The sequence below is a fragment of the Bradyrhizobium sp. WYCCWR 13022 genome, from assembly GCF_030435535.1.
GTDB lineage: Bacteria > Pseudomonadota > Alphaproteobacteria > Rhizobiales > Xanthobacteraceae > Bradyrhizobium.
The window spans coordinates 171038-197241 of the sequence record NZ_JAUIZJ010000003.1; the positions used below are offsets into that span (position 1 = coordinate 171038).

The 26204-nt window shown below is 63.9% G+C and carries 23 protein-coding genes; 14 read left to right on the top strand and 9 right to left on the bottom strand.

The window, feature by feature from the left end; all coding sequences use genetic code 11:
• Positions 1-61: 61 nt before the first annotated feature.
• Positions 62-922 carry a carbonic anhydrase gene (locus QY049_RS09570; protein WP_258763852.1) on the bottom strand — a complete coding sequence of 287 codons (861 nt, stop codon included), beginning with the start codon at positions 920-922 and terminating at the stop codon, positions 62-64.
• A gap of 24 nt (positions 923-946) precedes the next feature.
• Positions 947-2665, bottom strand: a complete 1719-nt coding sequence (locus tag QY049_RS09575) for a SulP family inorganic anion transporter (RefSeq protein ID WP_246755626.1) — start codon at positions 2663-2665, stop codon at positions 947-949.
• 134 nt (positions 2666-2799) lie between these two features.
• Between QY049_RS09575 and QY049_RS09580 the strand changes: the two genes are divergently transcribed.
• The 3 genes from QY049_RS09580 to QY049_RS09590 all read left to right on the top strand — a co-directional run bounded on the left by QY049_RS09580 (position 2800) and on the right by QY049_RS09590 (position 7368).
• Positions 2800-4218, top strand: a complete 1419-nt coding sequence (locus QY049_RS09580) for a DUF2252 domain-containing protein (RefSeq protein ID WP_194482857.1) — start codon at positions 2800-2802, stop codon at positions 4216-4218.
• Between the two features lie 241 nt (positions 4219-4459).
• Positions 4460-5653: an OpgC family protein gene (locus tag QY049_RS09585; protein ID WP_258763850.1), complete on the top strand. Its 1194-nt coding sequence runs from the start codon at positions 4460-4462 to the stop codon at positions 5651-5653.
• A gap of 38 nt (positions 5654-5691) precedes the next feature.
• The gene (locus tag QY049_RS09590) at positions 5692-7368 is read left to right on the top strand and encodes a glycosyltransferase family 39 protein (RefSeq protein ID WP_258763849.1); all 1677 of its coding nucleotides are present in this window, start codon (positions 5692-5694) and stop codon (positions 7366-7368) included.
• A gap of 202 nt (positions 7369-7570) precedes the next feature.
• Here the strand turns inward: QY049_RS09590 and QY049_RS09595 are convergent, their stop codons facing one another.
• Positions 7571-8455, bottom strand: coding sequence for an amidohydrolase family protein (locus tag QY049_RS09595; protein ID WP_194477893.1), 885 nt, complete (start codon positions 8453-8455; stop codon positions 7571-7573).
• A gap of 310 nt (positions 8456-8765) precedes the next feature.
• Between QY049_RS09595 and ykgO the strand changes: the two genes are divergently transcribed.
• The 3 genes from ykgO (at position 8766) to QY049_RS09610 (ending at position 10037) form a co-directional block, all read left to right on the top strand.
• Positions 8766-8891, top strand: a complete 126-nt coding sequence (ykgO, locus tag QY049_RS09600) for a type B 50S ribosomal protein L36 (RefSeq protein ID WP_006611362.1) — start codon at positions 8766-8768, stop codon at positions 8889-8891.
• A gap of 121 nt (positions 8892-9012) precedes the next feature.
• Positions 9013-9651 (top strand): tetratricopeptide repeat protein, encoded by a 639-nt coding sequence (locus QY049_RS09605; RefSeq protein ID WP_258763848.1) that lies wholly within the window; start codon positions 9013-9015, stop codon positions 9649-9651.
• Between the two features lie 125 nt (positions 9652-9776).
• On the top strand, positions 9777-10037 hold the full coding sequence (locus QY049_RS09610; protein WP_194477891.1) for a hypothetical protein: 261 nt from the start codon (positions 9777-9779) through the stop codon (positions 10035-10037).
• A gap of 9 nt (positions 10038-10046) precedes the next feature.
• Here QY049_RS09610 and QY049_RS09615 read toward each other — a convergent pair whose 3' ends face one another.
• A complete protein-coding gene (locus tag QY049_RS09615; RefSeq protein WP_194477890.1) occupies positions 10047-10229 on the bottom strand; it encodes a hypothetical protein in 183 nt (60 codons plus the stop codon).
• A gap of 330 nt (positions 10230-10559) precedes the next feature.
• Here QY049_RS09615 and QY049_RS09620 point away from each other — a divergent pair, with 330 nt between their 5' ends.
• Positions 10560-11516 (top strand): alpha/beta fold hydrolase, encoded by a 957-nt coding sequence (locus tag QY049_RS09620; RefSeq protein ID WP_258763847.1) that lies wholly within the window; start codon positions 10560-10562, stop codon positions 11514-11516.
• Positions 11517-11534: 18 nt separating this feature from the next.
• Here the strand turns inward: QY049_RS09620 and cycA are convergent, their stop codons facing one another.
• Positions 11535-11930, bottom strand: a complete 396-nt coding sequence (cycA, locus tag QY049_RS09625; protein ID WP_194477888.1) for a cytochrome c-550 CycA — start codon at positions 11928-11930, stop codon at positions 11535-11537.
• 226 nt (positions 11931-12156) lie between these two features.
• On the opposite strand from cycA, the gene QY049_RS09630 reads away from it, so the two are divergent.
• The 5 genes from QY049_RS09630 to QY049_RS09650 all read left to right on the top strand — a co-directional run bounded on the left by QY049_RS09630 (position 12157) and on the right by QY049_RS09650 (position 18160).
• Positions 12157-13650, top strand: a complete 1494-nt coding sequence (locus tag QY049_RS09630; protein ID WP_258763846.1) for an FAD-linked oxidase C-terminal domain-containing protein — start codon at positions 12157-12159, stop codon at positions 13648-13650.
• A 72-nt stretch (positions 13651-13722) separates the two neighbouring features.
• Entirely contained in the window at positions 13723-14961 is a 1239-nt protein-coding gene (locus QY049_RS09635; RefSeq protein ID WP_194477886.1) for an FAD-binding protein, read from the top strand.
• A complete protein-coding gene (gene glcF / locus QY049_RS09640; protein WP_301269288.1) occupies positions 14958-16280 on the top strand; it encodes a glycolate oxidase subunit GlcF in 1323 nt (440 codons plus the stop codon). The genes QY049_RS09635 and glcF overlap by 4 nt, the downstream gene beginning before the upstream one ends.
• A gap of 70 nt (positions 16281-16350) precedes the next feature.
• Entirely contained in the window at positions 16351-16716 is a 366-nt protein-coding gene (locus tag QY049_RS09645) for a histone (RefSeq protein ID WP_258763844.1), read from the top strand.
• Positions 16717-17155: 439 nt separating this feature from the next.
• On the top strand, positions 17156-18160 hold the full coding sequence (locus QY049_RS09650; protein ID WP_194477883.1) for a TorF family putative porin: 1005 nt from the start codon (positions 17156-17158) through the stop codon (positions 18158-18160).
• Positions 18161-18389: 229 nt separating this feature from the next.
• On the opposite strand, the gene QY049_RS09655 is transcribed toward QY049_RS09650, so the two are convergent.
• The gene (locus QY049_RS09655; RefSeq protein ID WP_194477882.1) at positions 18390-20153 is read right to left on the bottom strand and encodes an ABC transporter ATP-binding protein/permease; all 1764 of its coding nucleotides are present in this window, start codon (positions 20151-20153) and stop codon (positions 18390-18392) included.
• A gap of 314 nt (positions 20154-20467) precedes the next feature.
• On the opposite strand from QY049_RS09655, the gene QY049_RS09660 reads away from it, so the two are divergent.
• Entirely contained in the window at positions 20468-22132 is a 1665-nt protein-coding gene (locus tag QY049_RS09660) for an L-lactate permease (protein ID WP_258763843.1), read from the top strand.
• Between the two features lie 134 nt (positions 22133-22266).
• Positions 22267-22665 (top strand): META domain-containing protein, encoded by a 399-nt coding sequence (locus QY049_RS09665; protein WP_194477880.1) that lies wholly within the window; start codon positions 22267-22269, stop codon positions 22663-22665.
• A 139-nt stretch (positions 22666-22804) separates the two neighbouring features.
• On the opposite strand, the gene QY049_RS09670 is transcribed toward QY049_RS09665, so the two are convergent.
• From QY049_RS09670 to groES, 3 genes are all read right to left on the bottom strand, one after another.
• A complete protein-coding gene (locus QY049_RS09670; protein ID WP_194477879.1) occupies positions 22805-24016 on the bottom strand; it encodes a hypothetical protein in 1212 nt (403 codons plus the stop codon).
• A gap of 142 nt (positions 24017-24158) precedes the next feature.
• Positions 24159-25790 carry a chaperonin GroEL gene (gene groL / locus QY049_RS09675; RefSeq protein ID WP_194477878.1) on the bottom strand — a complete coding sequence of 544 codons (1632 nt, stop codon included), beginning with the start codon at positions 25788-25790 and terminating at the stop codon, positions 24159-24161.
• A 116-nt stretch (positions 25791-25906) separates the two neighbouring features.
• Entirely contained in the window at positions 25907-26203 is a 297-nt protein-coding gene (gene groES, locus QY049_RS09680; RefSeq protein WP_014491914.1) for a co-chaperone GroES, read from the bottom strand.
• Position 26204 lies beyond the last annotated feature (1 nt).

The window sequence follows — 26204 nt, forward strand, 5'->3', positions numbered from 1 at the left end:
CTCCCGGTCGAAATAATCAAGATGCTGCCATCCGACGCTGCCGTCCGAGCGACGCAATTGCTCATTTGAGGAGGTGGGCAATCCGCTCCGACCTGACAATGGCGTCTCCCAGATCGACAAATCCGGCAAGGTCATGTGGGGCTGCCGCAAGACCGACGGTCTGCGCTTCTCCCGGACGCGGTGCCCATACCTCCCGGTTCTCGAGCAGATAGACACCATAGACCGCTCGCAGGCCTTCTGCGTCGTTCGTCGCCCCCACCGCCTCCTGGATCGAGTAGGCCGCGAGCGCAGCATTCGTGACGACCGATGCCTCGATCAGGGCCTCCCGGTATTGCGGTCGCTGAACGACGTCCGGTCCGAAGGTCGTGGCCAGCTTCCTTGCGCAGGTCTGAATGACGACCAGCAGGCGATCCAGAATGTTGCGCAGCGAATGCTTCGTTGCGAGCGACACGTAGTCTCGCGGATTCAGGAACAGATCGACGGCGCTGGTCACGGCGCCGCATCCGCTATGTCCCAGGACAACGATGAGCCTCAGACTGCCGCCCAGATGCTCGACAGCAAACTTCAAACTGCCCAGCACATCCGGGCCCAGCACATTGCCTGCCACCCTGACGACGAAGAGGTCGTTCGGACCTTCGTTGAAAATGAGCTCGATCGGCACTCTGGCGTCCGAGCAGCCGAGCACGGCGGCGAAGGGATGCTGGGTCGGCAGCCCGGCCTCGCGGGAGATCAAGCCGAGGTCACGTGCGTCGACCGGCACGATCCTCTCCGTCCGCCCGAATTCATCTTTGACCTGATCGAGCAGCGCCGCGAATGCCCGATTGCCTTCATCGAGACGAAGCCGCGCTTCGCTGCTGCCGGACGGTCGGGATCTCGCGGGCGCATCTGCCTGATATCGATAGATGACGTCGACAGTCTTCACATCGGCCTCCTTTGGCGGAGAAGATCAGCCTGTCTGTCTCAATGATACCAGGAGCACCTTCTCGACCGTGGCGGTTCGGTCGATGCCTCCGACCTTGTCCTCGAGGCCATCGGCGCGCAGGAGATCGCGCACTCTTCCGTGGGCGCCTACGATCCGCAGTGTGATGCTGCGGCCGGAAAGTTCAGCTTCCAGGTCGCGCAACATCCGCGAGCCGGCGAGATCGATGAAGGGCGAGGCCGACAGGTCGCAGACCACCAGTCGGATCGGGCCGGGGGTGGATTGAACACGGGTCAGGACCGCTTCCAGCACGGCGTCGGCGTTGGGATAGATCAGCGAGGCCTCCGGCCGAAACACGATCACGCCGGGCACGGGCTCGTTGTCAGGATGACGCTCCATGTCGGAAAATTGCTCAGTTCCCGGAATTCTTCCGAGGAAGGCGACGTGGGGCTGCGACGCACGTGCGAGCAGCAGCAGAATCGAAGCCAGGGCCGCCAGCAGGATGCCGTGCAGAATTCCAAGCCAGAGCACGGCCAGGAGCGCGATCGTCGCCGCCAGGAAGTCCAGCCGGCTGACGTGCCACATACGGAGCATCGCCGGGAAGTCCAACAGGCCATAGACTGCCGTGAGGACGATCGCGGCGAGAACCGCCTTCGGGAGGTTCTCGAGCGATCCCGTCAGAAAAAGCAGGCATAAGGCCAGCGTGATCGAGGCGAAGACGAGCGCCAGCGCGGAGCGGGCGCCGGCCTTGTCGTTGACGGCCGACTGCGAGAGTCCACCTGCGACGGGGTAGCCTTGTCCAATGGCTGCGGCAAGGTTGGCGGCCCCGATGCCAAGAAGCTCCTGGCGTGCATCGATGGCGTAGCCATGCTTGGCCGCGAGGGTTCGTGCGGCGGAAACGCCCTCGATGTAGGCCAGCAACAGACATCCTCCCGCGAGCGGCACGATGCCTTCGACGTCTCGTATCCGCAGGGCCGGCGCAGCAAGGCTAGGCAGACCAGATGGAATTTTACCTGTCACGGGAACGCCGAGTGCCGGCAGGCCAAGCAGGGTCGCCGCGACGATGGCCAGCACGACGACGCCGAGTGCGACAGGGCGTCCCGGCAGCAGACGTTCACCGGCGACCAGCAGGACGAGGGCCACGAGCCCGACTAGAAGAACCGGCAGCTGGGTCTGACCGAGTTGCGAGACAAACAGATAAACTCGTTCGAAGAAGTTGTGACCGCCTCCGCTGACGCCGAACAAGCTCGGCAACTGCGTCATTGCGATGGTCAGCCCGGCGCCGGCCTTGAATCCAACGAGGATGCTGTCACTGATCAACTTGACCAGGGCACTCAATCGCAGCAGCCATGCAAGCAAACTGAGCGCGGCCACGGTAAACGCTGCAAGGCTTGCGATCTGCGCGTAGCGGAGGGCATCGCCGGCAGCCATCGCGCCCACCGTGCCGGCGATCATCAGCGATATGGCTGAAGTGGGGCCGATCGCGAGCTGACGTGAAGATCCGAACAGCGCGTAGCCGATCCCGCCCAACAGGTAGCCGTAGATCCCGACCTGCGGAGGCAGACCGGCCAGCGCGGCATAGGCAAGCGACACCGGGATTGCATAGGCTGCGAGCGTGATCCCGGCAATGACGTCGGAAGGCAGCCAGGCCGCAGAATAATTCGCGAGCCAACGAACGGGCGGCAACCACGACAGCCGCGTCGCCCGTCCCTCGACCTTGTCCATTGCGTTTGTCGCATCGGTCATGCTGTCCGCCCGCTCGGCTGATGAGTGGGAAGGCTGATGCAGCCGAACTGCCGATCGCTTGATCCAGGTCAATGCTCCCGGGATTCCGTGAGGAAACATTGACGATGAGCCCGTTCATAAATCCCCGCCTCATGATGGATCGTGCCAGCAACAGATTTGAAGCGAAGACGAAGCCGACCGGAGGCACGGCGGCGCACATCATCTCCCCGGACGATCGCTCCGCCGCCGGCAAGGCTCTTCGCGACAAGGTCCCGCGCGAGCAACATGGCCGCTGGAAATCGTTCAAGGGCCGGCCGAACCCCCTCGAAATTCTGCACAAGTCGGATGCCGGTCGGGTGCAGGAACTGGTGCCGATCCGCTATGGCCGGATGCTGCAATCGCCTTTCGCGTTCTATCGTGGCTCCGCGGGCATCATGGCCGCCGACCTGGCGCGGACGCCCAGTACCGGACTGAACGTGCAGGCCTGTGGCGACTGCCACCTCTTGAATTTCGGGGGCTTTGCCACTCCCGAACGCCACATCATCTTCGACATCAACGATTTCGACGAGACGTCGCCGGCGCCATGGGAATGGGATGTCAAGCGTCTCGCCGCCTCGGTCGTGCTCGCCGCGCGATCGATCGGACTGTCCGACGCCAAGGGTCGCGATTGCGCTGCGGCTGCTGCGCGCAGCTATCGCGAGCGCATGCGCGAATTTTCCAGAATGGATCCGCTCGCGGTCTGGTACACGAACGTCGGCACCGCGGACGTGATGAAGATCGCGCCGAAGAATGCGAGGAAGCAGTTGCAGCGGCGGATCGATCACGCCGCCAAAGACAGGGGATCGGAGCTCGATTTTCCGAAGCTCGCCGGCAGCGTCGGCGGGCAAATCCGCATCACGGAACAGCCTCCTCTCATCTTTCATCCGGAAACGGCGCGCGCCCCCGATGTCCTTTCGTCTCTCGAATCGATCCTGGGCACCTATCGGGAGTCCCTGTCCGATGACCGGCGTCAGCTGTTCGATCGCTACCGGCTGGTCGACGCGGCCATCAAGGTCGTCGGCGTCGGAAGTGTGGGCCGGCGATGCTGGATCGTCCTCATGATGTCGGAGGCCGACAGCCCGCTGTTTCTACAGGTCAAGGAAGCGGCGCAGTCCGTGCTGGAGCCGTATGCGGGACGGAGTGCCTATCGTCACCACGGACAGCGTGTGGTCATGGGGCAGCGCCTCATGCAGCCTGCGTCGGACATATTCCTCGGGTGGCTCACCGGTTCGCACGACCGCCAGTTCTATGTGCGACAGCTCCGCGACGCCAAGATAAAGCCCTTGATCGAAACGTTCGACGCGAACCTTCTGGAGGTCTATTCGACGGCCTGCGGCTGGGTTCTGGCACGCGCGCATGCCAAGGTCAGCGAGATATCGGCTACGATCAGCGGCTATCTCGGGTCATCCAGTGACGAGTTCGATCGGGCGGTGAGCCGCTTTGCGGTCGACTATGCTGATCAGGCCGAGCGGGACCATGCCGTCCTGAAGGCGGCGGTGAGGAAAGGCAAGGTCAAAGCCTATCTGGAAGAATGAGCTCGCTTTGTCGCGGCAAGTGGCCGCGTCTACGGTCTTGACGCACCTGCTCCGAACCGGAAGCGGTGATCGCTCGTGACAACCGCAGTCTTGACGCAGATCAATAGCGGTTGGGAACGGAATCTCTAGGGTTCCCATTCATTCAGCTCGGTGCGGCAGCGTTAGGTGGCGAGGATTTCCAATGCAGCTGTCGGGTACTGACGAGGGTACCCCAACGCCTTCCCTTGACGCTCCAACCGCCGTGACACGCGGCATCTGGCCGTTGCTGGCAGCGGCGCCGGCCGCGACCCTGCCGACGATCAGCGGGGAGAGGGAGCTGCGAATAGACCTGTTCCGCGGGCTCTCTTTGTGGCTGATCTTCATCGATCACGTTTCTCCCGACGTCCTCGCGTGGTTCACGATCCGCAGCTACGGCTTCAGCGATGCCGCCGAAATCTTCATCTTCCTCTCGGGGTTCACGGCCGCCTTCGTCTATGGACGGACGCTGTTCGAAGCCGGCTTCGTGATCGGAAGCGCACGCATCCTGCGACGTGTCTGGCAGATCTATTGCGCCCATATCCTGCTGTTCTCGGTGCTGATTGCCGCAGTTGCCGTGGTCACCGGCCTCACCGGGAACGGGTTCTACATGCAGGAGACGGAAGTCACGGAGTTCTTCAGGGACCCGGGCCCGGCGATGATTCAGGCGCTGCTGCTGCGATATCGTCCGCTGAACATGGACGTCCTGCCGCTCTATGTGGTGCTGATGAGCGCGTTACCCCTGGTGCTCTTGCTGGCGAAATGGCGGGCCGATTTTCCGCTCGCCATCTCGATCGCGCTCTACACGATCACCATCCGCTACGACCTGCATTTGTCGAGCTATCCCGCCGGCTTCTGGTCGTTCAATCCTTTCGCCTGGCAGCTCCTGTTCGTGTTCGGCGCCTGGTGTGCGCTCGGCGGAGGCAGGAGGATCTCGCCGCTGATCGATTCGCCCGTGGTGTTCTGGATCGCCGTGGGCTACATCGTGGCCTGCTTCCTCGTGACGCTGACCTGGTATCTCCCATCCATTGCCGGATTCATGCCGGCATGGCTCGTCTGGCTCATCTACCCGATCGACAAGACTGATCTCGACATCCTGCGCTTCGGCCACTTCCTCGCGCTGGCCGTGGTGGCGCTGCGATTCGTGCCGAACGGATGGCGTGGACTGGAATCGCCATGGGCGCAGCCACTGATCCTGTGCGGTCAATATTCGCTGCAGATCTTTTCGCTCGGTGTCGCGTTGTCCTTCATCGGCTACGCCGCGCTGACCGAAACATCCGCGGGTTTCGTCGCCCATATCGCCGTCGGCGTGATCGGCATCCTGATCATGTGCGGCGTGGCGCTGCTCTTCACCTGGTACAGGCGCGCCCTGAGCGCAGCGGCGCGCCGGCACAAGCCGCTTCCGGTGCGCTCCGCATGACGACTGCGCGCCGCTCGATGTCGTTTGGACCGCGTGGAGTGGACGATCGTCCACCGAACGTGGCGGCGCCATCCGGTGGTCGACTCCACGCATCCGGCAGATGGCTGCCGACGGATGCCTTCGACCGGGCCACGCTCGCGCTCGTCGCGGCGCTGGCCGTCGCGGTCCTCTATACGTTCAGGGATTACGCGGTCTCCAACGACGAAGTCGTCCAACATCGGTACGGTCAACTGATCCTGGACTACTATCTGAGCGGTCTGAGAGATCGCGACGTGTTCAACCTGGACAACCTCTACCTCTATGGTGGGTTGTTCGACGTCGTTGCGGTGGCGCTGGGGCGGCTGCTTCCGATCGATGTTTTTGACCTGCGGCACATCCTGTGTGCGCTGATCGGGGTCGGCGGGATCGCCGCAACGGCGGCGACGGCGCGCCTCGTGGCCGGCCCGCGTGCGGGCTTGTTGGCGGCGCTGAGCCTTGCGCTGTGCGGTCCGTGGTACGGGGCCATGTTCAACCACACGAAGGACATTCCCTTTGCCGTGGCCATGATCGGCGCGACGCTGGTCTTGATCCGCATGGGCCGGCGGATGTCGTCGCCCTCTCGTTCCGACATCCTGGCACTGGGCCTGCTGACAGGAGCGGCTCTTGGCCTGCGAGTTCTCGGACTGCTGATCCTCGTTCAGGTCGGCTTCGCCATGGCCCTGTACTTGCCGTGGTCCGAGGGCGCAAGGCGCCATTCGACGGCGGCAGCGGCACGCCTGCTGCCGGCGCTTGGGCTCGCCTATCTCGTCATGATCGTGGCCTGGCCCTGGTCCGCGCTGTCGCCGATGAATCCCATCCGCGGCCTGCTCGCGTTTTCGGACTTCGACTACCCAATTCGCACCCTCTTTGCCGGCCAGGTCTACGAGATGGGCGACGTGCCACGCGCATATGTCCCGGTCTATATCATGATCCGAACGTCTCCCCTGACACTTGCCGGAGCGACGCTGGCCGTTGCTGCGGCAATGGCGAATCTGCGCGGCAAATTGCTCGAGCAACAGAAGGATGTCGCGGTTCTGTCGTTGGCGATCGCCTTCCCGGTCGCTTGTCAGGTCGTATTCCGAGGACCGGCCTTTACCGGAATGCGCCACTTCCTGTTTGTCATTCCGCCGCTGGCGGTGTTGGCCGGCGTCGGGCTCAACAAGCTGCTTGCGATGACCGGTTCTCGGAGCCGCGTCATGGCCGCCTGTTGCGCCGCGGTGATCGGCACAGGCCTCACATGGGACGCCAGCGTCCTGTATCGCCTGCATCCTTACGAGAACCTCTACTACAATTCGCTGGTTGGCGGTCTGGCCGGCGCCTTCCGCCGCTATGACCTCGACTACTGGTTCAACAGCATGCCCGAGGCCATCCACCGGCTCGAGGCCTATGTCAGGACAACGACACCCAAGGGGCTCGAGTCGGCGAAGGTCTATTCGGTGGCCACGTGCGGCGATCGCAAGTCTTTCGAACGCACCGTCACGCTCCCGCAACTGCGCTGGGACTTCAAGCCTGAGTGGAATCAGTCCGAATTTTTCATCGCACCGACCCACATGAACTGCGATCAGGATCTTGATGGCAAGATTGTCGCTACGGTGGAGAGGTTCGGAGTGCCTCTCGCCTATGTGAAGGACCGGCGATCAATGGTGCAGAATGCTCCGACCCAAGCGGCCGAATCGCGCAGCGTCCCCGTCAATTGAACGATTGCGCCCGTGTCGGATCGTTCGGTCGCTGAACGGAGGCTGGCATGCTTTGCCGCTTGCGCTCCAGGGCGCTGATCCTCGCAATGACGGCGGCAATGGCTGGCAGTCGGCCCTTTGACGCAGGTCTGAAGTCTCGAGCGCTTGACGTGAGGGCTTCGATCCATGCGATCGAAGCCCGCGATGCGTTGAGAGACCGCAGCTAGATTCCCAGAATCTTGCGCGCGTTGGCCTTCAGCACCTTCGGCCGGATCTCGTCGCGGATGTCGATCTTGGCGAAGTCCGACAGCCAGCGGTCCGGCGTGATGACGGGCCAGTCCGAGCCGAACAGCATCTTGTCCTGCAGGATCGAGTTGATGTAGCGCACCAGGATCGGCGGGAAATATTTCGGCGACCAACCGGAGAGGTCGATATAGACGTTCGGCTTGTGGGTCGCGACCGACAGCGCCTCCTCCTGCCAGGGGAAGGAGGGGTGCGCGAGGATGATCTTGAGGTCGGGGAAGTCGGCCGCGACGTCGTCCATGTACATCGGGTTGGAATATTTCAACCGCATGCCCATGCCGCCGGGCATGCCGGAGCCGACGCCGGTCTGGCCGGTGTGGAACAGCGCGATCGCGCCGCCATTGTTGATCTCTTCGTAGAGCGGATAGGCCATGCGGTCGTTGGCATAGAAGCCCTGCATGGTCGGATGGAATTTGAAGCCGCGCACGCCGTATTCCTCGATCAGCTTGCGCGCCTCGCGGGCGCCCAGCTTGCCCTTGTGCGGGTCGATCGAGACGAAGGGGATGAGGACGTCGAGATGGTCGGAGGCGGCCTCGATCATCTCGTAATTGTTGTAGCGGCGGAAGCCGGTCTCGCGTTCGGCGTCGACCGGGAAGATCACGGCGGCGATGTTCTTGGAGCGGTAGTAGGCCGCGGTCTCCGGCACGGTCGGCGGATGCTTGTTCGGCGACTTGAAGTATTCCGCCATCTGCGCCTGGAAGTCGTCATAGCCGTCGTCGGGATGGCAGCCGCAGGGCTCCTCGGCATGGGTGTGAATGTCGATCGCGACGACCTTGTCGATATCAGGCAGCTTCAGCTTGGGCATTGGTTTCCTCCCGACGGGTTGCCAAATTGATTATATGATATAACGAATTTGGCAAGGCGTTGCTGGGCCTAAACCGTGAGACCGGTCGGAATTAGACCGATCCGGCCGTTTCTACTGTGCATGGGGTTGTTTTCGCGATTTGGCCGAGGGGAACCGGCCAGTTAACATTGACATGACCTCCCGCCATGCCTTAAGAACCGCCCCGTCCCGGGCGGCCGGTCCGCCAGCGGGAAAGATTTCATTTTGCCACATTCGCGCGTGCCGAAACGGTAGTGCCGAACACGGCCTTTCGAACGTTCAGGATTCTGCCATGAAGGTCCGTAACTCGCTGAAGTCGCTGCGCGGTCGCCATCGCGCCAACCGCCTGGTCCGTCGCAAGGGCCGGGTCTATGTGATCAACAAGGTGCAGCGCCGCTTCAAGGCTCGCCAGGGCTGATCCGCCAAAAGGCTGATTGCCCTCGCGGTCGCCTTCGCGCGCCCCGCAAGACCACGGTTTCACACGAGTTTGACGCCGCCTTTGCTTTGCAAGGGCGGCTTTGCGCGTTTAGACTTTCACCATGACCGTGAGATTCTTTCATCCGCGCATGCTGTGCTTGGCCTTGGTCCTCGGCACCGCCGGCCTTGCGCCGGCGCTGGCGCAGAATGATCCCGCCCCGCCGGCGAAGCAGCAGAAGAAGCTGCCGGAGGCGCCGGCCAAGCTGCCCAAGGTCGATCGCACCAAGAATCTCGATTTCCTGTTCGGTGCGCTGAAAGCCGCCCCCGACGATGCCAGCGCCAGACACGTCGAGGCGCGGATCTGGGCGATCTGGCTGCAGACCCCGAGCGACACTGCCGCGCTGCTGATGGCGCGCGCCAAGGCGGCCGTCGATGCACAGAAGATCGACGTCGCGATCAAGTTGCTCGATTCCGTCATCAAGCTCCGGCCCGACTACGTCGAAGCCTGGAACCGGCGCGCCACGCTTTATTACATGCAGAACGACTATGCCCGTTCGCTCGCCGACATCCGCGAGGTCTTGATCAGAGAGCCCCGTCATTTCGGCGCGCTCGCAGGTCTCGGCATGATCATGCAGGACGTTGGCGACGAGAAGCGCGCGCTCGAGGCCTACCGCAAGGCGCTCGCCGTCAATCCGCACCTCGAGAAGATCCCCGAGCAGGTGAAGGCCTTGACCGAGAAGGTCGAAGGCCGAGACATCTAGCCGATAAGTTGATCATTTCTGGAGCGGTTGCGGCGCGCGCCGATTAACCACGATCCGAGGCGCGATGTCGCGAGGACTGTTGTCGGCACCGCCGCAGGTCTACCTGCATGGCAGGAGCAAAAGCCATGAAGCGTCTGATCTTTGCTTGCAGCTTGCTGTTGGCGTCGGGGACGATGAGCCTCGCCGACGGGATGTTCTGGGTGGTCGGCAATCGCGCCACCGGCAAATGCAACATCGTGACCAGCAATCCGGTCATCAACGGCGACATCTGGTTCGGCGACGGCCCCTATAAATCCAAGGCCGATGCCAAGCTGGCGCGCTCGACCATCGGAGCCTGTCCCGCGCTCACGCCGGACGAGGAAAAGGCCGAGGACAGCGCAGGCTAGCCTTGCAGCCTAGTGCAGGACGCTGGTGCCGCGCTCGGCGAGGCCGCGATCGGCGGCGGCGGCATAGGCCTTTGCGAGTTCCGTCTCGAGATGCTCGTTGATCAGGAGCAGCGCCCGCACGGCGCCGCGCAAATCGCCGTTGCAGCTCGCGATGATCTCGTCGATTGCGGTGTCATTCGATCTGAAGCTCATCGAAAATCCTCCGGTTCAAACCAGGACAATCCTGCCGGTCTTTCCCGCAATCCCCTGAAGTTGCGAGGAGCGATCGGCGCCCATCCGCGTCTAGATGGCGGAACCGACCGTGGCGATTATAAGGAAGCCGCGATGACGGCCGCATGAAGCTGGTCCGAGGCTTGTGAATGGCTGGACACGGCCGTTGATTCCATTGAATTTTCCAGCCTTCGAATTATGCACATATCCACAGGGCGGCAATTCCTGTGAAGCGCCGAGCCTGCTTGCGCGAAACTGCCGCCAGCCTAAATCGTAACTCCAAATGTGCCCTGGATTGCCCGGACGCTCCTCATGATCGTGATGTCAGCCGTGACGGCGCTGGTGCTGCTGGCGCTGGTCACGCAGGCCGGAATTGTCGCCGTGCAGCGTGCCTTTCCGCCGCAGGGCCGGATGATCGAGGTCGACGGCGCGACGCTCCACGTCGTCGATATCGGCCCGCGCGAGGCGGGCCTGCCGATCGTGATGCTGCACGGCGCGAGCTCGAACCTCGAGGTGATGCGGCGTCCGCTCGGCGATGGGCTCGCCAGCAACCATCGCGTCATTCTGATCGACCGTCCCGGTCACGGCTGGAGCACCCGCGCACGGCGGCAGGATTCGACGCCGGAGATCCAGGCGCGGATGATCGACGAAGCGCTGGACAAGCTTGGGGTCGATCGCGCGGTCTTCGTCGTGCATTCCTGGAGCGGCGCGCTCGGCGCGCGGCTCGCGCTCGATCATGCGAGCCGCGTCGCCGGCCTCGTAATGCTGGCCCCGGTGACCCATCCCTGGCGCGGCGGCGTCGGCCGCTACAACGAGATCGTCGCAATGCCGGTCATCGGCCCGCTGCTGGCTTACACCATCACACTGCCGCTGGGCTATTTCGTCACCGAAGCAGGAGCACGCAATGTGTTCCTGCCGCAGACGATGCCTGATGGATTCGTGAAGGAGTCCGCGACGCCGCTGTTGCTGCGCCCGCGCGAATTCATCGCCAATGCCTACGATCTCGTCACGCTGAAGGCGTCGGTGGCCGCGCAGGCTCCGCGCTACGGCGAGATCAGGGTGCCCGTCACGATCATTGCCGGTGCGCCCGACACGACGGTGAAGACCGATATCCACGCCCGGCCGTTCGCCGCGACCGTGCCGAATGCAAAGCTGATCGTGCTGCCCGATCTCGGTCACATGGTGCAGACAGCGGTGCCGGGTCTCGTCGAGACGGAGATCGAGACGATGATCGGCGAGATCGCCCCGGCGCAGGCGACCGCCGAGTAGCGGCCGCCTTTTGAGCGCTTAGTGCTTGATCTTCCCGTCCTTGTCGAACTGGGAGACGTAGGTCCACAGATTGTTGATCTCGGTCTCGTTCTTGATGCCGGCGAACGCCATCTTGGTGCCGGGGATCTTGGCCTTCGGGTCCTTGATGTATTCCTTGAACTGCGCCTCGTTCCAGGTGATGCCGGAATTCTTGTTCGCGTCGGAATAGTTGTAGTCGGGCGCGGTGCCGGAATGACGGCCGTCGAGCCCGTTGAGCTCGGGGCCGACCTTGTTCTTGGCGCCTTCGCCGATCGCATGGCAGGCCAGGCACTTGTTGAACGACGTCTTGCCGGCCGCGGCGTCCTGCGCCATCGCGGTGGACGCTGAGGCAATCGTGGCGAAGGCAACCAGCGCGCCGAAAGTCAATTTTGTCATAGCTGTTCGTCTCTTCCCGGGGTCAGAGGGTGGGTCGTGGTTTTGGCAGGTCCGGTGCACATGGACAAGCCGCCAAACCCTGACAGGTTTCCTGATAGCAGACTTGCCTCAGAGAGAACTTGCGCTGCAACAAAGCAATGCGACCTTCGGAGGACCCTACCCAAACGCGGGCAGACATGATTGATTTGCCGGAACAAATTCCAATGCCGGACGAAGGTTTCGTAACATGGCCATCATGATGCCCGCGAGCGACCAGGCCGTGCTTGCGCGCCGCGCCGAGATCGTTGCAGCCTTGCGCGCCATCGTGCCCGGCGAGGGCGTAATCGACAGCGCGGCCGAGATGCGGACCTATGAATCGGACGGGCTGACCGCCTACCGGCAGCCGCCGATGGTCGTGGTGCTGCCCGACACCACCGAACAAGTTTCGCTGGTCCTGAAATATTGTGCCGCGCAGGGCATCAAGGTGGTGCCGCGCGGCTCCGGCACGTCGTTGTCGGGCGGCGCGCTGCCGCTGGAGGACGGCGTGCTGCTGGGCCTCGGCAAGTTCAAGCGCATCCGCGAGATCGATTTCGACAACCGTGTCGTCGTCACGGAGCCCGGCGTCACCAACCTCGCCATCAGCCAGGCAGTCGCGCATGCCGGCTTCTACTATGCGCCCGATCCGTCCTCGCAGATCGCCTGCTCGATCGGCGGCAATGTCGCGGAGAATTCCGGCGGCGTGCACTGTCTCAAATACGGCATGACCACCAACAACGTGCTCGGTTGCGAGATTGTCCTGATGAGCGGCGAGATCCTGCGCATCGGTGGCAAGTCGGCGGAAAACCCCGGCTACGATCTGATGGGCGTCATCACCGGCTCGGAAGGGCTGCTCGGCGTCATCACCGAGATCACGGTGCGCATCCTGCAAAAGCCGGAGACGGCGCGGGCGCTGATGGTCGGCTTTGCAGAGGTCGAGGCTGCCGGCGAATGTGTGGCGCGCATCATCGGCGCCGGCATCATTCCTGGCGGCATGGAGATGATGGACAAGCCGGCGATTCACGCCGCCGAAGCCTTCGTCCATGCCGGCTACCCGCTCGACGTCGAAGCGCTGCTGATCATCGAGCTCGACGGCCCCAAGATCGAGGTCGACGAGCTGATCGCGCGCGTCGAGACCATCGCAAGAGGCTGCGGCTCGGTGACGCTGCAGATCTCCAATTCGGAGGCCGAACGTAATTTGTTCTGGGCCGGGCGCAAGGCCGCTTTTCCCGCGGTGGGGCGCATCTCGCCCGACTATCTCTGCATGGACGGCACCATTCCGCGCGGCGCGCTGCCGAAGGCACTGGCGCGCATTCGCGAGCTTTCGGAGAAATACCAGCTCGGCTGCGCCAACGTGTTCCACGCCGGCGACGGCAATCTGCATCCGCTGATCCTCTATGACGCCAACAAGCCCGGCGAGATCGAGCGCGCCGAAGCCTTCGGCGCCGACATCCTGCGCGCCTGCGTCGAGTTCGGCGGCGTGCTCACCGGCGAGCACGGCGTCGGCATCGAGAAGCGCGACCTGATGCCCGACATGTTCACCGAGATCGACCTGAACCAGCAGCAGCGGCTGAAATGCGCCTTCGATGCGCAAGGCCTGCTCAATCCCGGAAAGGTGTTTCCGACCCTGCACCGCTGCGCCGAGCTGGGCCGCATGCATGTCCACGCCGGCAAGCTGGCGTTTCCGGACATCCCGCGGTTCTAGTGGCAATTGCACCGGCCTCGTTGCAATGCTGCATATTTGCTTTCCGCTCTAAACTTGGATACCGGCTCAGTCGTGGATACGCTCAAGGTCAGAGACGCCAGAGACGTCGAAGAGGTGGTGCGCGCGGCGATTGCCAATGAGCAGCCGCTCGAGATCATCGGTCATGGCAGCAAGCGCAGCATCGGGCACGCCATGGCAACCAACGCCGTGCTCGACGTCTCGGCGCTGAATTCGGTCACCTCCTACGAACCCAATGAACTGATCGTGACGCTCCAGGCCGGCGCGCCGCTGGCCGACGTGCTGTCGCTGATCGACGCCAAGAACCAGCAATTCGCCTTCGAGCCTGTCAACACCGCGCCGCTGCTCGGCACGCCCGCGTTGGGCACCATCGGAGGCATGATCGCGGCCGGGCTCGCCGGCCCGCGCCGGATCAAGGCGGGCGGGGCGCGCGATCATCTGCTGGGGGCGCATGCCGTTTCCGGCTTCGGCGACAGCTTCAAGACGGGCGGCAAGGTGGTGAAGAACGTCACCGGCTACGACCTCTGCAAACTGCTGGCGGGCTCCTGGGGCACGCTGTCTGTCATGACCGAGGTGACGCTGAAGGTGATGCCCAAGCCCGAAGCCGAGCGGACGCTGCTGTTGCGCGGGCTGGATGATGCGGTCGCCAACAAGGCGATGACCGCGGCGCTCGGCTCGCCCTACGACGTCTCCGCCGCCGCGCACCTGCCGAAATCGGCATTCCGGGCCAAGGCCGACGGGCTCGGCGACGTCGCCGGCGAAGGCGAGGCGCTGACCGTGCTGCGGCTCGAGGGCATCACAGCCTCCGCCGCCCATCGCGCCGGCTCGCTGCGCGAGATGCTTGCGCCGTTCGGAACTGCGACCCTGATCGAGGACGCCGCCTCCGCCACGCTGTGGGCCACCGTCCGCGACGTGCTGCCGTTCGCGGCCGGCGGCGCGCTCGGCGCCTGGCCGGTGTGGCGGATCGTCTGCCCGCCGGCATCGGGCGCGGCGCTCGGCACTCAATTGGCGCGCGAGACCGGGGGCGATGTCATTTACGATTGGGGCGGCGGGCTGATCTGGGCGGCGGTGCCGCCGAAGGCCGACGCACATGCCCCGGCCGTGCGCCAGCGGACCGATGCGGTTGGCGGGCACGCGACGCTGATCCGGGCGGCCGAAGACGTCAGGCACGGCGTCGATGTGTTCCATCCGCAAGCGCCCGGGATCGCCGCCCTGAGCGAACGGGTCCGCGCCAGTTTCGATCCGAAGTCCATTCTGAATCGGGGACGCTTGAGGCGGGGCGCTACGGCATGAAGACCGAATTCTCACTCGCGCAGCTCGCCGACCCCGACATCGCGCAAGCCGACAAGATCCTGCGCGCCTGCGTCCATTGCGGCTTCTGCACCGCGACCTGTCCGACCTATGTGCTGCTCGGCGACGAACTCGATAGTCCGCGCGGCCGGATCTACCTGATCAAGGAGATGCTGGAGAAGGACCAGGCGCCGACATCGGAGGTGGTCAAGCATGTCGACCGCTGCCTGTCGTGCCTCGCCTGCATGACGACCTGCCCGTCCGGGGTGAACTACATGCACCTCGTCGACCAGGCCCGTGTCAGGATCGAGCAGCGCTATCAGCGCCCGATCGCCGAGCGGCTGCTGCGCCGGGTGCTCGCCTTCGTCCTGCCGGACCCGCAATGGTTTCGCATCAGCATGCGGCTGGCACAGCTGGCCCGGCCTCTCGCCGTCTTCCTGCCGACCCCTCGGCCCGCGGCCACGCCAGGACTGATCCAGCGCCTCAAGGCGATGCTGGCGCTGGCGCCGAACCGGTTGCCGACGCCGGGCGCACTTCCTGGCAGCGTGTTCGCTGCACTCGGCAAGAAGCGCGGCCGGGTCGCGCTGCTCCAGGGCTGTGCCCAGCAGGTGCTGGCGCCCCGCATCAACCAGGCCGCGATCAGCCTGCTCACCCGCCATGGCATCGAGGTCGTCCTGGTCAAGGACGAGCGATGCTGCGGCGCGCTTACCCATCACCTTGGTCACGACGATGACGCGTTGTCGCGGGCCCGCGCCAACGTGACGGCGTGGCAGAAAGAGGCCGCCGGCGAGGCGCTCGACGCCATCCTGGTGACGGCGTCCGGATGCGGCACGGTGATCAAGGACTACGGCTATCTGCTGCGCGAGGACGCTGCGTTCGCAGCCGATGCGGCGAAGGTGTCCGCGCTTGCGAAGGACATCACCGAATATGTCGCCGGTCTCGGACTCGAACCGTCTGCGCGGCAGGACAACATCGTCGTCGCCTATCACTCCGCATGTTCGTTGCAGCACGGGCAGAAAATCACGGGTCTTCCGAAAGAATTGCTTTCCAAGAATGGATTCGTGGTGAAAGATGTGCCCGAGAGTCATTTGTGTTGCGGTTCGGCGGGGACCTACAACATTCTCCAGCCCGAGCTTGCGGGCCGGTTGCGCGATCGCAAGGTCGCCAACATCGCGAGCGTCAAGCCGGACATGATTGCCGCGGGCAATATCGGCTGCATGGTGCAGATTGCCAGTGGCACGTCAGTTCCGGTCGTACACACGATTGAGCTTCTCGATTGGGCTACGGGCGGATCGCGGCCGGAGTTGAATGCGTCGCGCTGAGCTTTCGTCCGGAGGTGACAGCTGAAAGGCGCCCGATCGACCATTGTTCGGCGGCAACAGGAGGACCACGATGGCGAAAGCGAGTAAGAAAAAAAGCAAGAAGGCCAAAAAGGCCAAGAAGGTCGTGAGCGCGAAGAAGGCGACGAAGAAGAAGTCGGCCAAGAAGTCAGCAAAGAAGTCAGCGAAGAAATCCGCCAAGAAGGCTGCGCCGAAGAAGGCCGCCAAGAAGACCAGGAAAGCTGCGGCGAAGAAGGCCGCGCCGAAGAAAGCCGCCAAGAAGGCTGCGAAGAAAGCGGCTCCGAAGAAGGCGAAGGCAGCTCCCGCGCCGAAGCCGGCGGCCCCAGTAGCCGCGCCGGCTCCCGAGCCTGCCGCCGAGACGAGCTGGGCGATGCCTTCGTCTTCTGCGGAACCGACGCCGGCCGAAGGGCAAGGCTAAAGGGCAAGGCTAGAGGGCAAGGCTAGGCCCAAGCTCGGGTCTCGAGGCTGGGTTCACCCCGACCCTGTGACAGCAGGAAGGCCGCAGCGTTGAACGCTGCGGCCTTTTTGCATCGCCGTCACTGCTTACCGGAGGCTGCCCTCTTCTGAGTCAGTTGATTCGTAGCACGCGCGCCACGGCACCGCCGGCCCACGTAGTAACCCGGACCCCGCTGTGCACTTTGGCGTGAAAATAATGTGATCAAGAAGCAACACCGACGGACAACCTTTCTTGGAATCGTCAGAACGCCCAAAAAGGCGGCAAATGCTCGTGTTTTTTGCTTCTCGCTTTTCGTCCCTCCAGCCAGATTGCCGCAGTTACGAAATTTTCAATCAGGTCGGGTGCCCCGGGGGGCTTCCGGAGCTCGACCGGGGTCTAGAACTTGGTGATGGGGATCGAAATGAAGAAAGTGGCTTTGTTGGCAACGGCGCTGGCAATGGTGACGGGTTCGGCTTTCGCGGCGGATATGCCCTTGAAGGCTCTGAAGGCTCCTCCGGCGCCCGCGTTCGATCCCTGGGATGTCGCCTTCGGCGGCGCGGTCATGAGCGACTACGTCTTCCGCGGCGTGACCCAGTCAAACCACCAGCCGTCGGTCGCCGCCTATTTCGAGCCGCGCTACAATGTCACCAAGGACCTCCAGCTCTACGCCGGCGTGTCCGCTGAAAGCATCTCCTTCGCCAATCGCGCCGCCGCCGAAGTCGACATCTACGGCGGTATCCGCCCGACCTTCGGCGCCTGGGCGTTCGATGTCGGTGTGTGGGGCTATCTGTATCCGGGCGGAAGCTGCGCGGATAACGTCACGACCGGCGGCATTCCCGGCGGCAATGTTTGCCCCGTCAGCACCACGACCATCTTCCTCGGCGACGGCAACGTCATGAAGAAGGACGTCAGCTTCTTCGAAGTGTACGGCAAGGTGAACTACACCATCAACGACAGCTTTACGGTCGGCGCGACCGAGTTCTACTCGCCGAACTTCCTGAACTCGGGTGCATGGGGCAACTACGCGTCGTTGACCGCGAAGTACACGGCGCCCAGCACGGTGTTCGGTGCCTCGGGCGTCGGCATGTACGTGTCGGGTGAATTTGGCCGGCAGTGGTTCGGCACGTCGGACGCTTTCTATGGAACCGGTGTTGGTACCGTCTTCGCCAACGGCATTCCCTATAAGGACTACAACACCTGGAACATCGGCGTCGGCTTCACCTACAAGGTGTTCACGCTCGATCTGCGCTACTCCGACACCGATCTGAACAAGGGTGATTGCAACGCGTTCACCAGCGCCTTCAACGCCACTGGCACCACCAACGTCACCCCGATCAACCCGGGCGGCGCTGGCTCCAACTGGTGCGGCGCGGCGGGTATCGCCAAGTTGTCCTTCGACCTGACGGCGATGACCAACCTGAAGTAAGTTTACTTTCCGAGACGACTAACAAGGGCGGCAGAGCAATCTGCCGCCCTTTCGTTTTGGGGGAGGGCTTGGCTTCAACGCGACACGTCGTGTGGGTAGCAGTGCTGCCGTGTCATCATGGCCGGGCCTGTCCTGGCTTGTCCCGGCCATCCACGCGTATCTCCCGAGACACAAGAGACGTGCATGCCCCGGACAAGCCCGGGCATCACGGTGCGGATGGTACAGCGCCTCAACGCGCCGCGCTGGGCTCCGGCTCGGCCGGCGCATCGTTCTGGCCCAGCACATGGATCGCGCCGTCGTCCACCACCGTCACCTTGCGGGTGTGGAAAGCATCGAGCGTCGAGCGATGACCGATCGAGACGATGGTGGCCTGTGGCAGCTTCTCCGTCAGCAGGCGGTAGAGCCGCGCTTCGGACGGTTCGTCGAGCGAGGCGGTGGCCTCATCCAGGAACAGGTAGTCCGGCATATGCAGCAGGGCGCGGGCGAGCCCAAGGCGCTGCTGCTCGCCCAGCGAGAGCATCCGGTTCCAGTGGCCATCCTCGCTCAGCCGTTCGGCGAGGTCGGGCAGGCCGACCGATATCACCGCGTCCCGGATCTGGGTTGCCTGGAATGTGCCGGGCGCGGCGGGATAGATCACGGCATCGCCCAGCGCGCCGATCGGGAAATAGGGACGTTGCGGCAGCATCATCAGCTTTGCCTTGGCGGGGACGGCGATGGTGCCGGTGCCGAACGGCCAGATGCCGGCGATGGCGCGGAACAGCGTCGATTTGCCGGCGCCTGACGGTCCGCTGACGAGCACGCGCTCCGGTGCCTGGATGGCGAAGCCGTCGGCCGCGACCAGCGGCGTGCCGTTGGGCAGGTTCACGCAGAGCTTCTGGAGGTCGATATTGCGGCCGCCGCCCGCTGCCTTGAGCTCGATCGTGGCCTCATGCGCCGGCAGGTTTGCCGCGGTCGCGACCGACATCTCGAAGCCGTCGAGACGGGCGACGATCGCGCGCCATTCCGCGATCGATCGATAGGCCGTGACGAAGAAGGACAGGGCATCCTGCACCTGGCCAAAGGCCGAACCGGTCTGCATCATGTCACCGAGCTGGATGCTCTTGGCGAAGTAGGCGGGCGCGACCACCACATAGGGAAAGATCGTTGCGGCCTGGCCGTAGCTGGCCGTGAAGGCGGTCAGCCGCTTGGTCCGCCTCATGATCGCATACCAGTTGCCGATGACGTGGCCGAAGCGATGGAGCAGATGACCTCGCTCCGCGTTCTCTCCCTTCAAGAGCGCAATCTGCTCGGAATTCTCGCGCACGCGGATCAGGTTGAAGCGGAAGTCGGCTTCGTAGCGTTGCTTCTCGAAATAGAGATTGATGAGCGGCCTGCCGATCCAGTGGGTCAGTCCCGTACCCAGGACCGCGTAGGCCAGCGCACACCAGACCAGGAAACCCGGGATGACGATGTCGGTGCCGTAGATGTGCAGAGGCGCCTTGTTGGACAGACCCCAGAGGATGACGATGAACGACGCCAGCGTCACGACGGACGACAGCAGGCCGAGACCGAGAACGAGCGTTTGCTCGACGAAATTCGTGACGTCCTCGGTGAGACGCTGGTCCGGGTTGTCGGCGGCGTCGCCCTTCAGCTGCATGCGATAATGCGTGGCGCCGTCGAGCCATTCGCCGAGATAGTGTTGCGTCATCCACCGCCGCCAGCGGATCTGGAGCCACTGGTTCAGGTAAAGCTTGTAAACGGCCAGCGCGACGTAGGTGAAGGCGAGGCCGAGGAAGATCCAGACCTGCATGACGAACTCATTCAGGTCGTAGGCCTGGAGTGCGCTGTAGAACCGGTTCTGCCACTGATTGAGCAGCACGTTGATCGCGACCAGCGTCAGCTCCATGGCCACGACGACAGCGAGCAGGCCGCGGCCGGCCCATTTGTCTTCCGATCGGAAATAGGGACCGGCGATTCGCCAGACGGTCGCGAGCGTGGCGCGGATGTTGTTCACAGAGGGGGATCTCCTGACGGATATTCACAGCGGCCCCGAAGCCAAGTGGCTGAGGCGATGGCAGAAAAAGGGTGCGCTTAGACTAAAGTCGCAAGTTCTGCAATTTGCGTTGGCTAGCCATGGCTTGCAACCCTAGCATGGGCATAGCGGCGTGGGGTGGGGGCCTCCGGATTTTCGCGAGCTTGTGAGCAGGTCGGAACCGCGGCTTTCGCGAGGAATTCGCGTCCAACTCGGGGGTTATCGCTTCCAACGTCAAGCAGGTCCGCCGTCCACGCGGGCCGGCCTGCCATAGAGACGCGTGGGGGAGGAAGACCATGTGGAACCAAATCTATGATCCGCTGCACAGTCCCGTGCTGTCGACGATCGCGGCGGCGATCCCCGTCGTCACGCTGCTGGTCCTGATCGCGAGCGGGCGCGTTCAGGCTCACATCGCGGCCGTCGTCGCCGTGATCGTGACCAACCTGATTACGATTTTCGTGTTCACGATGCCGGCGAACATGTCGATCCGCGCCTCGATCCTCGGCATCGTGACCGGCTTCTTTCCGATCGGCTGGATCGTCCTCAACGTCATCTTTCTCTACCAGGTGACGGTGACCACCGGACGGTTCGAATTGTTGAAGCGCGCGGTCGGCGGCGTCACCGAGGACCGGCGGCTGCAATTGCTGCTGATCGCGTTTTCGTTCGGCGCGTTCTTCGAGGGCGCCTCCGGCTTCGGCACGCCGGTGGCGATCACCGGCGCCGTGCTGATCGGCCTCGGCTTCTCGCCGCTTGCGGCCTCAGGCCTGTCGCTGATCGCCAACACCGCGCCGGTCGCCTACGGCGCGCTGGGCACGCCGATCCAGGGCCTCGCCTCGGTCACCGGGCTCGATCCCTACATCCTCGGCGCGATGGTCGGACGGCAGCTGCCGCTGTTCTCGCTGATCGTGCCGTTCTGGGTGGTGTGGGCGTTCGCGGGCTGGAAGGGCATGAAGGACATCTGGCCGGCGATCCTCGTCACCGGCGTGTCGTTCGCCGTCCCGCAATTCGTGATCTCGAACTACGTCAATCCGTGGATCGTCGACATCGGTGCGTCGCTGATCTCGATGGGCGCGTTGATCCTGTTTCTCAAGGTCTGGCAGCCGAGGCAGCTCTGGCTGTCGCCGGCGCTGCGCGGACATGATGAATCGGCGGCGACCATGGCCACGGCCAAGCCGCTCGACAAGACGCCGCTGACGCAGGGTGAGCTCTTTAGCGCGCTGCTGCCGTGGATCATCGTCTGCGTCGTGATGCTGATCTGGGGCAACGGTACCTTCAAGACCTGGGCGAACGGGATCTTCGTCTGGAACTACGCCGTTCCCGAGCTGCATCAGATGATCAACAAGATGCCGCCGGTCGCGCCGGCGCCGACCAAGGAGGCGGCGGTGTTCGGCTTCACCTATCTGTCCTTCACCGGCACCGGCATGCTGATCGCGGCGATCATCTCCGGCGTCCTGATGGGCGTCGGTCCGGGCCGGCTGATGGTTGAATACGGCCGCACCATCCGGCTCTGCGCGATCTCGCTGATCACGATCTCGGCGATGCTCGCGATCGGCACGCTGACACGCCTCTCCGGCGTCGATGCGACGCTGGGTCTCGCCTTCGCCGCAACCGGCGTGCTCTATCCCTTCTTCGGCACGCTGCTCGGCTGGTTGGGCGTGGCGCTGACCGGATCGGACACGTCGTCGAACATCCTGTTCGGCAACCTCCAGAAAATCACCTCGCAGCAGCTTGGCCTGTCGCCGATCCTGATGGCGGCGGCGAACTCGTCCGGCGGCGTGATGGGCAAGATGATCGACGCGCAATCGATCGTCGTCGCCTCCACCGCGACCAATTGGTACGGCCACGAAGGCACCATCCTGCGCTTCGTGTTCCGGCACTCGATCGTGCTGGCCTGCCTCGTCGGTGTGTTCGTGACGCTGCAAGCCTATGTCTATCCGTTCACGGAGCTCGTGCTGAAGTAGCGAGGCACGGCTGCGACGCAAAATCCCCGCGGGACCATTCCCGCGGGGATTTTTGTGCCTCGAACCGACGAACCTTCTCAAAGGCTTTGCCGTCTTATAGAAGACCGGCAAACCCAGGTCGGTCGAGAGGTTTCATGGTGTCGTTGAAGCAGATGGTGTGTGCCGCAGCTGCGTTGCTCGTGATGTCGGCCGTTGCACGCGCGCAAGAGGGCTTTCCCTTCGGCACCGAGATGACGTTGGAGGCCGCGCCGCAGCCCGGCTCGAAGCGAATCCCGAACATCGAGATCGGCGACAATGGCGAGGTCGTGCTCGAGCTCTGGTGCAAGGGCGGCAAGGGCCAGTTCTCGGTGGCCGGCAGCACGGTGATCTTCGTTCCCGGCCAAATCCAGGATCGTTCCTGTCCGCCGGCCAAGGCCCAGGCCGATGACGATCTCGTCGCGGCCCTCGCTGCGGTCGAGACCTGGAAGCGTCAGGGCGACGCGCTCACGCTGATCGGCCCGAAGACGCTGCGCTTCCGCGAGAACGGGAATTGAGGAACTCTCCCTGTCGTGCCCCGGCTTGACCGGGGCACCCGGGGTGCGCCGCGTCCTATCGATTCAACAACGTTCGTCTCGGAGTACTGGGTCGCCCGGTCAAGCCGGGCGACGACTGAGAGTTGATACTCGCGTCACGTCACTTCCACACCGACTTGTCGGCGTCCCAGCGCTGGCCCTTCAGCTCCTTGGCGAGCGCCTCGATCGAGCCGTTGTCGTCGGGCTGGTCGCCTTCCTCATCGGCCGTCGCATCATCGGAGACGGTGAGCTTGGCGCCGCTGCTCTCGTCGGCGGTCGTGGTCGAAGGGCTGCCGATCCAGACCATCAGCTTGTCCGATGTCCCCGGCTTGTCGGCGGAGACGAGGCCATAGACCTCGATCGTGTCGGTGAGTTCGAGCGCCGGGAAATCCTGGTTCGGCCGCTTGAAGACGAGCTTGAGCTTGCCGGTCGCGGGGTTGAAGCCCTGCGACACCGGCTTGGCCGCGAGTGTCCTGCTCAGCACGCCAGCGATCGCGCTGGCGAGCTTGTCGCGGTTGATCTTGTCGCCGTCGCGCCAGTCGGCGGCTCCGATGCGGATGGTGCGGTCCATCTCCGCGATCCCCGCGGTCCATCCGGCGGCCGTGACGCCAGGCATCGCCTTGAATTTCGCCAGCAGCGCGGCCGCGCGCTCCGGGTCGACCGACATGTTGATGGTCTGCTCGCCGGCGCGCAGCGCGTCGCAGCCGACCGAGAGACTTGCCAGCGTCACCTCGACGTCCTGGCCCTTCAGGCTCTTCAGGAAGTCGGTCGCGTTATCCAGCTTCACCTTGACCGCGATCGCCTCCGGCGAGACCTCGGTGAAGTCCTTCGGCTGGGGCGTAATGCCGTCGTCGCTGGTCTGGTTGTCCAAAAATTCCTTCTCGCTGAGATCGCCATTGTCGGGCGAGGTCACCTCGGTCACGGCCTGGCCGATGCCGATCTGGCCGCGGAACTCGAAAGTGTCGCCGGTCGGCTTGCGCGTCAGCTTGACCGTGACAGGCGCCTTGGCGCCGATGCTCGTGGTCGTGCCGCTCATCGTCTGGCCGGAGATCTGGAGATTGACGACGAAGCGGTCCTTGCGGTCGGAATTCTTCGACACGGGATAGCAGACGTCGAGCACGGCCGCGGTGACGGTCTTGCCCTGCCGCGTCTCCTTCAGGATCACGTCGGCATTGCCGTCCATCAGCCCGTCGATCGAGGTGAAATAGCGCGTCTCGGTGCCGCCGGGCGCCGTGGCCTTCGGCGACAGCTTCATCTGGGCAGATACCAGCCCGGGCGAGATCACGAACAGGGCCGCCAAGAGAGCCGTCGGGCAAAACAGAAGCGCGCGCATTGACGAAATCCTCGAACGAAAGAATCGGGCGCCACCGTAGTGGGTTTTGGCCGCCGGTTGAATCGGAAAGCGATAAGCATGATCGGCAAAAAAGAAGGCCGCCCGGAGGCGGCCTTCATGACACTGTCGGGTGAGGATGGGCTCAGAAGCCGCCCATGCCGCCGCCGGCCGGCATGGCGGCCGCAGCTTCCTTCTTCGGCATCTCGGCGACCATCGCCTCGGTGGTCACCAGCAGGCCGGCCACGGAGGAGGCGTCCTGGAGCGCGGTGCGCACCACCTTGGCGGGATCGATGATGCCCTTCTCGATCATGTCGACATAGTCCTCGGTCTGGGCGTCGAAGCCGAAGGTCTCGGACTTGTTCTCCAGGATCTTGCCGACCACGATCGAGCCCTCGACGCCGGCATTCTCCGAGATCTGGCGGATCGGAGCTTCCAGCGCCTTCAGCACGATGTTGATGCCGGCCTGGACGTCGGCATTGGCGTTGGTGAGACGGCCGACCGCCTTCTTGGCGCGCAGCAACGTGACGCCGCCGCCGGGGACGATGCCTTCCTGCACCGCGGCGCGGGTGGCGTTGAGCGCGTCCTCGACGCGATCCTTCTTCTCCTTGACCTCGATCTCGGTCGCGCCGCCGACGCGGATCACCGCGACGCCGCCGGCGAGCTTGGCCAGGCGCTCCTGGAGCTTCTCACGGTCGTAGTCCGACGTGGTCTCCTCGATCTGGGCCTTGATCTGGCCGACGCGGGCCTCGATGTCGGGCTTCTTGCCGGCGCCCTTGACGATCGTGGTGTTCTCCTTGTCGATCACCACTTTGCCAGCGCGACCCAGCATCTTCACCGTGACGTTCTCGAGCTTCATGCCGAGGTCTTCGGAGATCAGCTGGCCACCGGTCAGGATCGCGAGGTCTTCCAGCATGGCCTTGCGGCGATCGCCGAAGCCCGGCGCCTTGACGGCGGCAACCTTGAGGCCGCCACGCAGACGGTTGACGACCAGGGTGGCGAGAGCCTCGCCCTCGACGTCCTCGGCGATGATGACGAGCGGCTTGCCCGACTGCACCACGGCTTCCAGCACCGGCAGCATCGCCTGCAGGCCGGAGAGCTTCTTCTCGTGCAGGAGGATGTAGGCGTCCTCGAGCTCGGCGGTCATCTTCTCGGGGTTGGTGACGAAGTAGGGGCTGAGATAGCCGCGGTCGAACTTCATGCCCTCGACGATGTCGACTTCGGTGTCGAGCGACTTGTTTTCCTCGACGGTGATGACACCCTCGTTGCCGACCTTCTGCATCGCCTGCGCGATCATCTTGCCGATGGCGGCATCGCCGTTGGCCGAGATGGTGCCGACCTGGGCGACCTCGGAAGAGGCGGCGACCGGCTTGGCGCGCTTCTCGATGTCCTTGATGACGGCCTGGACCGCGGTGTCGATGCCGCGCTTGAGGTCCATCGGGTTCATGCCGGCGGCAACCGCCTTGGCGCCCTCGCGCACGATGGCCTGGGCCAGCACGGTCGCGGTGGTGGTGCCGTCGCCGGCGAGGTCGTTGGTCTTGGAGGCGACCTCACGCACCATCTGCGCGCCCATGTTCTCGAACTTGTCCTCGAGCTCGATCTCCTTGGCGACGGTGACGCCGTCCTTGGTGATGCGGGGCGCGCCGAAGCTCTTCTCGATGACGACGTTGCGGCCCTTCGGACCGAGCGTCACCTTGACGGCGTTGGCGAGAATGTCGACGCCGCGCAGCATGCGATCGCGCGCGTCTCCGGAAAACTTGACGTCCTTGGCAGCCATTGTCTGCAATCCCTGATGTATCGTGATGTGTCGTGTCTGGTGGTGTGCGGCGGAATGATGGATGCCCGGACCTGTCATCCGGGCATGGCATTCAGCGGCCGTTCAGGCTGATGGCCCTAGGCCATCACGCCCATGATGTCCGACTCCTTCATGATGAGGAGCTCTTCGTTGTCGATCTTGACCTCGGTGCCCGACCACTTGCCGAACAGCACGCGGTCGCCGACCTTGAGGTCGATCGGGATCAGCTTGCCAGCCTCGTCGCGGCCGCCGGGGCCGACGGCGACGACTTCGCCCTGGGACGGCTTTTCCTTGGCGGTGTCGGGGATGATGATGCCGCCCTTGGTCTTTTCCTCGGCGTCGATACGTTTGACCACGACACGGTCATGCAGCGGACGAAATTTGGACTTAGCCATG